The sequence below is a fragment of the Streptomyces sp. V4I2 genome, from assembly GCF_030817655.1.
GTDB classification, from domain to species: Bacteria; Actinomycetota; Actinomycetes; order Streptomycetales; family Streptomycetaceae; genus Streptomyces; species Streptomyces plumbiresistens.
The window spans coordinates 6,296,665-6,308,394 of the sequence record NZ_JAUSZM010000003.1; the positions used below are offsets into that span (position 1 = coordinate 6,296,665).

At 71.9% G+C, this 11,730-nt stretch carries 10 protein-coding genes and 2 pseudogenes; 7 read left to right on the forward strand and 5 right to left on the reverse strand.

What is annotated here, in order from left to right; all coding sequences use genetic code 11:
* Window positions 1-135 precede the first annotated feature (135 nt).
* The gene (gene kstD, locus QFZ76_RS29880) at window positions 136-1,929 is read left to right on the forward strand and encodes a 3-oxosteroid 1-dehydrogenase (RefSeq protein WP_307676615.1); all 1,794 of its coding nucleotides are present in this window, start codon (window positions 136-138) and stop codon (window positions 1,927-1,929) included.
* A gap of 18 nt (window positions 1,930-1,947) precedes the next feature.
* On the opposite strand, the gene QFZ76_RS29885 is transcribed toward kstD, so the two are convergent.
* From QFZ76_RS29885 to QFZ76_RS29905, 4 genes and pseudogenes are all read right to left on the reverse strand, one after another.
* Window positions 1,948-2,610: a class I SAM-dependent methyltransferase gene (locus QFZ76_RS29885; protein ID WP_307676616.1), complete on the reverse strand. Its 663-nt coding sequence runs from the start codon at window positions 2,608-2,610 to the stop codon at window positions 1,948-1,950.
* Between the two features lie 53 nt (window positions 2,611-2,663).
* Window positions 2,664-2,978 (reverse strand): AzlD domain-containing protein, encoded by a 315-nt coding sequence (locus tag QFZ76_RS29890; RefSeq protein ID WP_266435390.1) that lies wholly within the window; start codon window positions 2,976-2,978, stop codon window positions 2,664-2,666.
* Window positions 2,975-3,541: pseudogene (locus QFZ76_RS29895) on the reverse strand (AzlC family ABC transporter permease); the annotation flags it as partial. The pseudogene QFZ76_RS29895 and the gene QFZ76_RS29890, both read right to left, overlap by 4 nt.
* A 317-nt stretch (window positions 3,542-3,858) precedes the next feature.
* Complete coding sequence (locus QFZ76_RS29905) at window positions 3,859-4,062, reverse strand: cold-shock protein (protein ID WP_003992177.1); 204 nt, start codon at window positions 4,060-4,062, stop codon at window positions 3,859-3,861.
* A 342-nt stretch (window positions 4,063-4,404) separates the two neighbouring features.
* Here QFZ76_RS29905 and QFZ76_RS29910 point away from each other — a divergent pair, with 342 nt between their 5' ends.
* The 5 genes from QFZ76_RS29910 (at window position 4,405) to QFZ76_RS29930 (ending at window position 9,820) form a co-directional block, all read left to right on the forward strand.
* On the forward strand, window positions 4,405-5,253 hold the full coding sequence (locus QFZ76_RS29910; RefSeq protein ID WP_266435385.1) for a menaquinone biosynthetic enzyme MqnA/MqnD family protein: 849 nt from the start codon (window positions 4,405-4,407) through the stop codon (window positions 5,251-5,253).
* Between the two features lie 65 nt (window positions 5,254-5,318).
* A complete protein-coding gene (locus QFZ76_RS29915) occupies window positions 5,319-7,025 on the forward strand; it encodes a serine/threonine-protein kinase (protein WP_307676617.1) in 1,707 nt (568 codons plus the stop codon).
* Window positions 7,022-7,861: an A24 family peptidase gene (locus tag QFZ76_RS29920; protein WP_307676618.1), complete on the forward strand. Its 840-nt coding sequence runs from the start codon at window positions 7,022-7,024 to the stop codon at window positions 7,859-7,861. The genes QFZ76_RS29915 and QFZ76_RS29920 overlap by 4 nt, the downstream gene beginning before the upstream one ends.
* 74 nt (window positions 7,862-7,935) lie before the next feature.
* Window positions 7,936-9,135 (forward strand): cyclic dehypoxanthinyl futalosine synthase, encoded by a 1,200-nt coding sequence (gene mqnC / locus QFZ76_RS29925; RefSeq protein ID WP_307676619.1) that lies wholly within the window; start codon window positions 7,936-7,938, stop codon window positions 9,133-9,135.
* 7 nt (window positions 9,136-9,142) lie between these two features.
* On the forward strand, window positions 9,143-9,820 hold the full coding sequence (locus QFZ76_RS29930) for a hypothetical protein (RefSeq protein WP_307676620.1): 678 nt from the start codon (window positions 9,143-9,145) through the stop codon (window positions 9,818-9,820).
* A 43-nt stretch (window positions 9,821-9,863) separates the two neighbouring features.
* Here the strand turns inward: QFZ76_RS29930 and QFZ76_RS29935 are convergent.
* Window positions 9,864-10,929: pseudogene (locus tag QFZ76_RS29935) on the reverse strand (chitinase).
* 381 nt (window positions 10,930-11,310) lie between these two features.
* On the opposite strand from QFZ76_RS29935, the gene QFZ76_RS29940 reads away from it, so the two are divergent.
* A complete protein-coding gene (locus tag QFZ76_RS29940; protein WP_307676621.1) occupies window positions 11,311-11,622 on the forward strand; it encodes a hypothetical protein in 312 nt (103 codons plus the stop codon).
* Window positions 11,623-11,730: the final 108 nt, after the last annotated feature.

Genomic DNA, 11,730 nt, shown 5'->3' on the forward strand with positions numbered 1-11,730 from the left:
ATCCTCGTACCTCAAGTCCGGTCGAGGTCAAGGCTGTTGTGGTCGGCGCACGGCTCTTGACTTCACAAGACCCCCGCGCGACATTCCCGTCCCCTCATCCCTTGAATTCGTTCCCGAGCGGGCTGGAGTGTTGCCATGACCACGAGCGCGGACCGTGTGAGATCAGGCGTCAGGCTTGCCGGACGCCCGTCCCGAAGACACCTCCTGGCAGGCGCCGCCGGTGCCGGCCTCGCCGTCGCCACCGGGGTGCAGCAAGGGGCCCGGGCGGCCGATCTGCCTCCGCTCGGTACATACGACGTCGTCGTCATCGGTTCCGGCGCGGCCGGGATGACCGCCGCGCTGGCCGCCGCCAGGCGGGGGCTGAGCTGTGTCGTCGTCGAGAAGGCCGCCACCTTCGGTGGCTCGGCCGCCCGCTCCGGTGCCGGGATCTGGGTACCGAACAACCCGGTGATCCTCGCCGCCGGAGTTCCCGACACCCCTGCCAAGGCCGCCGCCTACCTGGCCGCCGTTGTCGGGGCGGACGTCCCCGTCGACCGGCAGCGGGCCTTCCTCGCCCACGGGCCCGCCATGATCTCCTTCGTCCTGGCCAACAGCCCGCTGCGCTTCCGCTGGATGGAGGGATACAGCGACTACTACCCGGAGCTTCCCGGCGGCCTCCCGAACGGCCGCTCCATCGAGCCCGACCAACTCGACGGCAACCTCCTCGGCGCCGAACTCGCCCGCCTCAACCCGCCGTACCTCGAAGTCCCCGCCGGCATGGTGGTCTTCAGCGCCGACTACAAGTGGCTCGCCCTGACCGCGGTGAGCGCGAAGGGCGTCGCCGTCGCCGCCGAGTGCCTGGCCCGCGGCACGAAGGCCGCCGCGCTCGGGCAGCAGCCGCTCACCATGGGGCAGTCGCTCGCGGCGGGGCTGCGCCTCGGACTCCGGGCCGCAGGCGTGCCGGTCTGGCTCGGCACCCCGCTCACCGAGCTGTACGTCGAGGGCGGGAAGGTGACCGGCGCCGTGGTCACCAAGGGCGGCACCCCGGGGCTCGTCCGCGCCCGGCGCGGGGTCGTCGTCGGCTCCGGCGGGTTCGAGCACAACGCGGCGATGCGGGCGCAGTACCAGCAACAGCCCATCGGCACCGAGTGGACCGTCGGCGCGAGGGAGAACACCGGGGACGGAATCCGGGCCGGGCAGCGGCTGGGTGCCGACCTCGCCCTGATGGAGGACGCCTGGTGGGGGCCCGCCATTCCAATCCCCGGCCAGCCGTACTTCTGCCTCGCCGAACGCACCCTCCCCGGCGGGCTGCTGGTCAACGCGGCGGGGCGCCGGTTCGTCAACGAGGCCGCCCCCTACGGCGACGTCGTCCACACCATGTACGAGCGGAACCCGACCGACCCCGACATCCCGGCCTGGCTGATCACGGACCAGAACTACCGCAACCGCTACCTCTTCAAGGACGTGGCGCCGACCTTCCCGTTCCCGGACGACTGGTACACCTCCGGTGCCGCGCACAAGGCCTGGTCCCTGGACGCCCTGGCCGCCGCCATCGGCGTGCCCGCGGCCGCCCTCCGCGCCACCGTCGACCGCTTCAACTCCCTTGCGCTGAAGGGCGATGACACCGACTTCGGGCGCGGCGACAGCGCGTACGACCACTACTACACGGACCCCGCCGTCCTCCCCAACTCCTGCCTGGCGCCCCTGTGGCTGCCCCCGTACCACGCCTTCCGCATCGTCCCCGGCGACCTCGGCACCAAGGGCGGCCTGCGCACCGACGCCCGCGCCCGCGTGCTGCGCCCCGACGGCTCGGTCATCCCCGGCCTGTACGCCGCCGGGAACTCCAGCGCCGCCGTGATGGGCCACAGCTACGCGGGCGCGGGCTCGACGATCGGTCCGGCGATGACCTTCGGGTACATCGCGGCACTGGACCTGGCGGGAGCGCTCTAGGACCTGCCCGGACAGGCCCTAGCGGGCGGCCTCCAGCGGCTTGCTCACGATCAGGGACGCCTGCGGGGTCGGCTCCCCGCGCGCCTCGTCCGGCTCCCGCACCGTTCGCGCGATGGGGGCGAACCCCGCCGCCGACAGCAACTCGGCGATGTCCTCCGGCCGCCTGCGCTGGAAGTCCAGCGACACCGGGTGGCCGAAGGGGCGGTCGTGGTGCCGGGGCTCGTCGCCGACCTGGAAGGCGACGAGCAGATGGCCGCCGGGGGCCAGGACGCGGTGGAACTCGGCGAAGAGGTCGGGCAGCCGGTCCACAGGCGTGTGGATCGACGAGTACCAGGACACGACCCCCGCGAGCGCCCCGTCGGCAAGCTTCAGCTCCAGCATCGAGCCCTGCTCGAACCGCAGCCCCGGGTTCTCGCGGCGGGCCACCGCCAGCATCGACTCGGACAGGTCGAGCCCGAACACGGACAGGCCGAGCGAGGCGAGGTGCGCGGTCACCTGCCCCGGCCCGCAGCCCAGGTCCGCCACTTCACCGCCGGCTCCGACGAGTTCGGCGAACCCGGCGAGCACGGCCCGGTCCAACGGCGTCTTCGCCAGCACGTCATGGAAGAGGGTGAAGTAGTCCTCGGCGATGGCGTCGTAGAAGGTGCGGGTGTCGGTCAGGAAGGTGGTGTCGTGGGTCATGGGCGGGGACCTTAGCGGCGGCCACTGACAGCCACGGCGACCCGACAACCGGATCAGGCCACCCCGACCACCCGCAACCCGGCCGTCACCCCCGCCGCCCCCAGCACCACCACCGCGAACGGCGCCCGCCGCCACGCCAGTACCCCGCCCGCCAGCACTCCGGCCGGCCGGGCCCACCCCGCGAAGCCGCCGCCCTCGGTCAGCGCCCCCGTGGCCAGCAGGGCCACCAGCAGCACGACCGCGCCGGCCGACAGCAGCTCCTGCGCGCGCGCCGGGAGCGTCACGCGCCCGTGGAGGACCGGTCCGACCAGCCGGAAGGCGTACGTCCCGACCGCGAGCGCCACGATCATGGCAACCGTCGCACTCATGTCGCCGACCTCTCACGCACGTTCGCCGAGTTCCTACGGCCGTACAGGGCCAGTCCCGCGAGCGCCACCAGCACCGGCACCCCCGCCGGAACGGCCGGCGTCACCGCCAGCGCCAGTACGGTGCCGAGCAGCGCGGATCGCCGAGTACGGCGGGGAAGGCGGCGTCCAGGCCGTAGGTGGCCGTGTCGCCCAGCGCGCTGCCCGCGAGGGCGCCGGCGAGGACGGTCGCGTTCCATACGACGAACAGGCCGACGCCGGAGATCCAGAAGGCGGCCCGGCGCCGGGCCGGGTCCGGCTGGGCGAGGGCGAAGGCCCACCGTCTCGTCGGCGACGAGGTGGGCGCCGACGAGACGGGCGAGGCGGCCCCGGCCGATGGTGTCGGCGACGGCGAGGCTGAAGGCGGCCGTGCGGGTGTTGAGCAGGAGACCGGTGGCCGCCGCGGCGACCGGGCCACCCCCGGCGAGCAGCACGCCGACCGCGCTGAACTGGGAGGCGCCCGCGTACACGACGAGCGACATCACCACCGGCACCCAGACCGGGAGTCCGCCGGTGACGGCGATCGCGTCCGAACGGGCGAACTACGTGGCCACGTTGCTGTCCACCAGTCCGCCCGGGGCGCGGCGGGACATCTACCACCTGCGCGCGGAGCCGGGGGCGGCGCGTGAGTCGGAGCCGCACATTCCGGGCACGCGGGGATGTGCCGCACTCGTACGAGGCGCTGGCGGCCGGGACGACGTTCGTGCTGGTGATGCAGCACGTCTGAACCTCAGGGGGCGCAGGTCTGAACGTCGGGGGCAAAGGCAGGAGCCCCGTCGCCTTGCGGCGCGGGGCTCCTTGGGTACTGCTGTCGATTCCGGATCAGAGCTTTGGGCTCATGAACTCAGACAGGGGTGACGTTCTCCGCCTGCGGGCCCTTCGGGCCCTGGGTCACGTCGAAGGAAACCTGCTGGTTCTCCTCCAGCGAGCGGAAGCCGCTCGCGTTGATCGCGGAGTAGTGGACGAAGACGTCGGGGCCGCCGCCTTCTTGGGCGATGAAGCCAAAGCCCTTTTCGGCGTTGAACCACTTCACGGTTCCGGTAGCCATAAGCCCTCCTTGGGCCCAAAGGGTCGCCCTGCTCCAGAACCCTGCAAGTGTGAAAACAAAATGCCGCACAACTGCATACGTCTGAAAACGACTAGAGCCCGCGGTTACATGCTCCGCAGGCTCTGTACTGCAAGGGAAACCAAACTGCAACTTGCGGCGAGCCTAGCATGTGGGCAGCCGAAAGCAATAGAGGTCAAGATCACGTCACCCGGACGTTTGAAGGACCCGTTTCGGGGTTGACGGGGCGGCAGTGAAGCAGAGGTGACGCGTGAGCCACAGACAAGTCACGCTTGAGCCGCACCCGGGCCCTGCACGCTACCCCATGGGGTCTAGTGTCGCGATGTGGACATTTCTCGCACCCGGCCGCGCGTCGGCCACATCCAGTTCCTCAACTGCCTGCCCCTCTACTGGGGGCTCGCGAGAACCGGCACGCTGCTCGACTTCGAGCTGACCAAGGACACCCCGGAGAAGCTCAGCGAGCAGCTGGTGCGGGGGGACCTCGACATCGGGCCCATCACCCTGGTCGAGTTCCTCAAGAACGCGGACGACCTGGTCGCCTTCCCCGACATCGCGGTCGGCTGCGACGGGCCGGTGATGTCCTGCGTGATCGTCTCGCAGGTCCCGCTGGACGAGCTGGACGGCGCCCGGGTCGCCCTCGGCTCGACCTCCCGCACGTCCGTACGCCTGGCCCAGCTCCTGCTGTCCGACCGGTACGGCGTACAACCCGACTACTACACCTGCCCGCCCGACCTGAGCCTGATGATGCAGGAGGCCGAGGCCGCCGTACTCATCGGAGACGCGGCGCTGCGCGCGAACCTGCTCGACGGGCCGAAGTTCGGGCTCGAAGTGCACGACCTCGGTGCGCTGTGGAAGGAGTGGACCGGGCTGCCGTTCGTCTTCGCCGTGTGGGCGGCCCGCCGCGACTACCTGGAGCGCGAGCCCGCCATCACCCGCAAGGTCCACGAGGCCTTCCTCGCCTCCCGCAACCTCTCCCTGGAGGAGGTCGGCAAGGTCGCCGAGCAGGCGGCCCGCTGGGAGGCCTTCGACGAGCAGGTCCTGGAGCGCTACTTCACGACCCTTGACTTCCGCTTCGGCGGCCCGCAGCTCGCGGCGGTCGCCGAGTTCGCCCGCCGGGTGGGTCCGACGACCGGGTTCCCGGCGGATGTGAAGGTCGATCTGCTCCAGCCGTAACCGTGGCGGGTACGGCGCACTACGCTGCTGATGCTTTGGCAGTGGCACGGGGGAGGAGTGACGCCATGCAGCCGCTCGGAGTCGACGAACCCACCGTCGTGGGGCCCTACCGGCTGCTCGGCCGGCTCGGCTCCGGCGGTATGGGCCGGGTCTACCTCGGCCGCAGCGCGGGCGGCCGCACGGTCGCGGTGAAGATCGTGCACCCGCACTTCGCGCTCGACGAGGAGTTCCGCGCCCGCTTCCGACGCGAGGTCGACGCGGCGCGGCGGGTCGGCGGCGCCTGGACCGCGCCGGTCCTGGACGCGGACCCGGAGGCCCCGGTGCCATGGGTGGCGACCGCCTACGCGGCCGGCCCGTCGCTGTCCGCGGCGGTCGCGGACGGGGGCGCACTGCCCGCGCATTCGGTACGGGCGCTGGGGGCGGGGCTCGCCGAGGCGCTGACGGCGGTGCACGAACTCGGCCTGGTGCACCGGGACGTGAAGCCGTCGAACGTGCTGCTGACCCTGGACGGCCCCCTGCTCATCGACTTCGGAATCGCGCGGGCCCTGGACGGCACGGCCTCCCTGACCTCCAGCGGCGTCTCGATCGGCTCGCCCGGCTACATGTCGCCCGAGCAGATCCTCGGCAAGGGGGCGACCGGCGCGGCCGACGTCTTCTCCCTCGGCGCGGTGCTGACGTACGCGGCGACCGGGGAGGCGCCCTTCCGCGGGGACTCCTCGGCGGCGCTGCTCTACCGGGTCGTCCACGAGCCGCCCGAACTCGGGTCGCTGGAGGGAGACGTGCGGCCGCTGGTGGAGGCCTGCCTGTCCAAGGAACCCGACGAGCGGCCGACGCCCGCGGAAGTGGCCCGGCGCTTGGCCCCCGAGGGCGCGGCGCGGCTGGTCGCGGGCGGGTGGCTGCCGGGGGCGCTGGTGGAACAGGTCAGCCGGGGGGCCGTACGGCTGCTGAACCTGGACACGGGGCAGGAGGTGGCGTCCGGGCCGGTGGAGTTCAGCAGGACTTCGGAGGCCGCGCCGGTGATGGTGAAGCCGCCGCCGCTCGGGGAGTTCGGGCCGCCGCCGGTCATGACTCCGACGCCGTCTTCCGTCGAGGCTCCGGTGGGCTCGCCCGGGTCCGTCCCCGAGCCCCGTGACGCGCCCGAACCCCGCCCCCAGGACACCGCTCCCTCCGACCGCGGCCCCGGCAAGCTCTCCGTCTCCATCTCCGCCACGGCGGCCCCTGCCGCCACCGGCCGAGGGCGCCGGCTCAGCTGCACGGTGGCCCTCGCTGTCGCGGGGGCGCTGGCGGCGGTCACCGTCGGGTCGGTGTTCGTGTTCGACCTGTTGCCGGACAACGGCAGGCCCAGCACCGCGGGGGACTCCGACAGCGGCGCCCACTCCTCGACTCCGAGCGCGAGCGCCGGCGGCGACGCGGTCGCGCTGCCGGCCCGCTACGTCGGTACCTGGGAGGGCCAGGCCGCCGCACTCGACGGCACGCTTCCCATGGGGACCTTCCGGCTGACCGTCGCACAGGCCGACGTGGGCGAGAAGTTGGGCACACTGCGGCACACCGATGTGCTCGGCGGGGTCTGCGACGACGTACTGACCCTGAAGAGGGTGACGGACAAGCAGGTCGTGGCGACCGCCGTCGGTGCCGAGCCGAACCGGGGCGTGTGCAGCCAGGCCGCCCACACGGTCCGGCTCACGCCCGTCGGCGACGACCTTCAATACGACTCCGACAGCGAGGACTCGGGGCGGCCGAAGGCACGGCTGTCGAAGGTCGAGCAAGGATGACCGGTCTCTTGATCACCGTCGCCGTGGTGTGGGGGGCGGTGGCGGGGGCGCTGGTGCCGCGGGCCGCGTACCGGTTCTCGGTGCCCGCGGAGGAAACCTGGCGGGCGCGGTGTCCCGGGGGGCATCCGATCCGGGGGTGGCTCGGGCGGGCCCGGTGCGGGGAGTGTGCGGGCCGGGTTGGGGTGGGGGCGGACGCCGAGACCGTCGTAACCGCGGACGCCGACGCCGACGCCGACGCCGACGCCGACGCCGACGCCGAGACCGTCATGGCGAAGGAGTCCGCGCACGGTACGTACGGCCCCCGCACCCCCGTCCTCGCCCTCACCACCGCTCTCCTCTGCGCCGCCCTCGCCGCCGCCACCGGCACCCGGCCCGAGCTCGCCGTCTGGCTGCTGCTCGCGCCCGTCGGCGTGCTGTTGGCCGTCGTGGACTTCCGGGTGAAGCGGCTGCCGGACGTGCTGACGCTGCCGCTCGCCGGAGTCGCGCTGGTGCTGCTCGGGCTGGTCGCGCTCGTGCCCGAGCATGCCGGGGACTGGCCGTCCGCCGCGCTGGGCGCCCTTGCGCTCGGGGCCGGTTACTTCGTGCTGTGGCTGATCAACCCCGGGGGCATGGGCTTCGGCGATGTGAAGCTGGCGCTCGGGATCGGGGCCGCGCTCGGCTGGTACGGCTGGGGGACGGTGCTGCTCGGCACCTTCGCCGGGTTCCTGCTGGGGGCGTTGTACGGCGGTGCGCTCGTCGTGGCGCGGCGGGCCGGGCGCCGGACGACGATCCCGTTCGGGCCGTTTCTGATCGCGGGGGCGTACCTCGGGCTGCTGATCGGCGCGTACGCGGCCTGAAGTCCGTAGCCGAAAACGGCTGGCGTAGGCTGGTTCGGACCCGTCCTCACCCCTTGACGAAAGGGACGCCCCCGGTGACCGAGAAGGCCGACCTTCAGTCCGTCCTCGACCGTGCCGCCGAAGGTGGGCGCATCACTCCCGAGGAGGCGCTCCTCCTCTACCGCGACGCCCCGCTGCACGCGCTGGGCGCAGCCGCCGACGCTGTACGGCGTCGCAGGTACGCGGGGACCGAGCACATCGCGACGTACATCATCGAGCGCAACATCAACTACACGAACGTGTGCGTCACGGCGTGCAAGTTCTGCGCCTTCTACGCCCCTCCCAAGGACACCGCCAAGGGCTGGACCCGCGATCTGGACGACATCCTGCGCCGGTGCGCGGAGACCGTCGAGCTCGGCGGGACGCAGATCATGTTCCAGGGCGGTCACCACCCGGACTACGGCGTCGAGTACTACGAGAAGCACTTCTCCGCCATCAAGCAGGCCTTCCCGCAGCTGGTCATCCACAGCCTGGGGGCGAGCGAGGTCGAGCACATGGCCCGGATCTCCAAGGTGAGTGTGGAGGAGGCCATCACGCGGATCCACGCGGCCGGTCTCGACTCCTTCGCGGGTGCCGGTGCCGAGTTGCTGCCCGCCCGTCCGCGCAAGGCCATCGCGCCGCTGAAGGAGTCCGGCGAGCGCTGGCTGGAGATCATGGAGACGGCTCACCGGCTGGGCGTCGAGTCCACCTCCACCATGCTCATGGGCACCGGCGAGACCAACGCCGAGCGCATCGAGCACCTGCGGATGATCCGTGACGTACAGGACCGGACGGGCGGCTTCCGCGCCTTCATCCCGTACACCTACCAGCCCGAGAACAACCACCTGAAGGGCCGTACGCAGGCCACGCTCTTCGAGTACCTGCGGATGATCGCCATCGCGCGGCTGTTCATGGACAACATCGCCCACATCCAGGGCTCGTGGCTGACCACCGGCAAGGAGGTCGGCCAGCTGTCCCTGCACTACGGTGCCGACGACCTCGGCTCGATCATGCTGGAGGAGAACGTCGTCTCCTCCGCCGGCGCCAAGCACCGCTCCAACCGGATGGAGATCATCGACCTCATCCGCAAGGCGGGGCGCGTCCCGGCCCAGCGGGCGACGACGTACGAGCACCTCGTCGTGCACGTCGACCCGGCGAACGACCCCGTCGACGAGCGCGTGATGTCCCACATCTCCTCCACGGCGATCGCGGGCGGCACGGCTCATCCGGAGCTGAAGCTGCTGGCGTCCAACTGACGCCGCTGTGCTGACGATTCACGCCGCCGACCTCCTGGTCACGGGGGATCGGCGGCCGCCCGTGCCCGGTGGGGCGGTAGTCGTCGAGGGGCGGGAGATCGCGGCGGTCGGGCGGTACGAGGAACTGGTCGCCGCGCATCCGACGGCTCGGGTGCGGCGCTGGCCGGGGCTTCTGACGCCCGGGCTGGTGAACGTCCACGGGCCCGAACTCCTGGAGCGGGCCTACCATCCCGACCCGCGCGAGGCCGACGAACTGGGTACCGAGCCGATCGTCGGCGCGGCCCTCGCGGCGCTCGCCATGACGGACGCGCGGTGGGGTGCGAGCGCTCAGCGCGGAGTGCAGCGGATGCTGGCCCACGGGACCGTCGCCGTGGCCGGGAGCCTGTGGCGGCCCGGCGTCGTCGACGCCGTGTACCGGGCGGGGCTGACGGTCGAGGAGCGGTTCGAGGATCCCCCGGGCCCGCCGACGCTCGACCCGCTGGCCGGGGGGACCGGGCGGCCCGGGCGGCCCGGGCGGAGCCTGGCGGAGGCGGTCCTGCTGCCGCTTCCGCCGGACGGTGTGCGCGGCGTGGACGCCACGTTCGCCGTGTTCGACGTCCCCGACGAGGCCGCGCTCGCCAAGCGCGGAGCCGCGAGCTGCGTGGCGACGGTCGTCAAGGGGCGCTTGGTGTACCGGCGCCGTTAGCCGGTTCGAGCACCGGTTCGTGCACCGGCCCCGTCGGCCGGGCTCAGCCCGCGAACGCCTCCGCGAACGCCCCCGGACTCTGCTTCACCCCGCTGCAGTCCGTCGCAGCGTCGTCCTGGCCGGAGCTGCCCTCCTCGCACTGCTGGTCGCGTTCGGCCGACCACATCGACACCCACGCGATCCCCTTCTCCTCCGCGAACGACCGCACCTGGGCCGCGTCGGAGAGCGTGAACGTCTCGTTCTCCACGTCGTTGACGCCGATCATCGAGGTCAGCGCCAGGCCCCGCCAGGCAGCCGCGTCCGCGAGACCGAACACGTCCTTGAGCTGGGTGTGAGCGGCCTTCGCCGAGGTGAGCGCGTAGCCGCCCATGTCGCCGTCGTACGACTCGGCGTAGTTCATCGTCATGAGGTTGACGGTGGAGACCTGTACGTCGTGCTCGTTGGCCGACTCCAGGAGGGCGAGGGCGGCGTCGTCGAGGCCGGACGGCATGACCGGGAGCGTGAAGGAGACCTCCAGGTCGGTGCGCTCCTTCTGCAGGGCCGCGATCGCCTCCGAGCGCAGGGCGACCGAGTCGGCGTCGGTGAGTTCGTCACCCTCGATGTCGAAGTCGGCCTGGGTGGAGCCGGCCGCGTCCAGCGCCTTGCCGTACGCCTCGGCCAGTTCGGACGCGCTGTCGCAGGTCGCCGCCAACTCCTCGCCGGAGGCGCCGCCGAAGGAGACCCGGACCGTGGCGCCGTCCTCCTTGAGCTGCGCTATCCGGGACTTCACGGACGCGTCGCCGATGGCATGCGTCTCGTTCCACGTCGGCGTGCAGCCGCTGCCCTCCGAGATCACGAAGGCCAGGTTGTACGTCGTGGGGGAGGCGGCGGAGTCGTTGTCGGACGCGGTCGTGGCGTTGACGTAGGGGGCGTACGAGGTGGTGGAGGCGGGCTCCTGGGCGGGGGACGTGCTCGACTGCGGGGGGGGGGGGGGGGGGGGGGGGGGGGGGGGGGGGGGGGGGGGCGGCCGGCGCCGCGTCCGAGGTGTCGTCGGATCCCGCGGAGCACCCCGCGGTGGCCAGGGCAAACAGGCAGGTGAGCCCGGCCGCCGGCTTCAGGAAACTCCGCATTGAGAATGCTCCCGCTCTCGTGATTTCTGTCTCAGGAAGGAAACAAACCGCGTTTCCGAAGTGGAAATGTCTCACATGGAGCCGGGCTCCGGGCGGACGACGACCGCACAGGCGCTTCATGGGCACAAGCGGTCAAACGGTGCTCAACGGGCGAGCAATTCAGGCATTCGACTCCTTTCGTCCCGCTCGAAGTTGCGCAGGCTTTCTGGGAATCTCTCAGCGAAAGGACAGGTTTCCGGGTTTCTCATGGTTCTCTCACAAGGAACCCTGAGTTTAGGCCACATAAAGGCTCCCTAATATCCGGGGAATGCATTCCGAGCCTGCCATCGAAAACCGCGCCGCTGCCGCAAACGCGGCAACGGGTCCCCGACCGAGGGTCCCGTGTTCGTTGACAACTCCGGACGCCGCTCCAAGGCGCTGCGCCGGATCGGCCTCCTGGTCGGTGTCGTCTGCCTCGGGTACGCGGTCGTCCTGGGCATGGCCTTCATGGGCGTCGGCATCTCGGTCAACCCGTCCGCGCTGGTGCCGTTCGGCGGAGGCGGCGGGAGCGGTGCCGGGCCGGGCGGCACGGGCCCCGGCGGCTACCAGCCGCAGGGCGGCATCGGCGACCGGGGCGTCCGGCCCAGCGGTGCCCCGTCGGCGCTGCCCTCGGTCAGCCCTTCGGTCACTGCCACCTCCTCGGCGGCGTCATGAGCACGAACCCGAACCCGAACCCGAACCCGAACCCGATCCCGAACCCGATCCCGATCCCGAACCCGCCCGCACGCCGCCGCCGCCGGCGCGTCCCCTCCCGGATCGAAC

Excerpts from the sequence above, each read along its gene's own strand:
- kstD (WP_307676615.1), top strand. The coding sequence starts at position 136 with ATGACCACGAGCGCGGACCGTGTGAGATCAGGCGTCAGGCTTGCCGGA.
- QFZ76_RS29885 (WP_307676616.1), bottom strand. The coding sequence starts at position 2,610 with ATGACCCACGACACCACCTTCCTGACCGACACCCGCACCTTCTACGAC.
- QFZ76_RS29890 (WP_266435390.1), bottom strand. The coding sequence starts at position 2,978 with ATGAGTGCGACGGTTGCCATGATCGTGGCGCTCGCGGTCGGGACGTAC.
- QFZ76_RS29905 (WP_003992177.1), bottom strand. The coding sequence starts at position 4,062 with ATGGCTACCGGAACCGTGAAGTGGTTCAACGCCGAAAAGGGCTTTGGC.
- QFZ76_RS29915 (WP_307676617.1), top strand. The coding sequence starts at position 5,319 with ATGCAGCCGCTCGGAGTCGACGAACCCACCGTCGTGGGGCCCTACCGG.
- QFZ76_RS29920 (WP_307676618.1), top strand. The coding sequence starts at position 7,022 with ATGACCGGTCTCTTGATCACCGTCGCCGTGGTGTGGGGGGCGGTGGCG.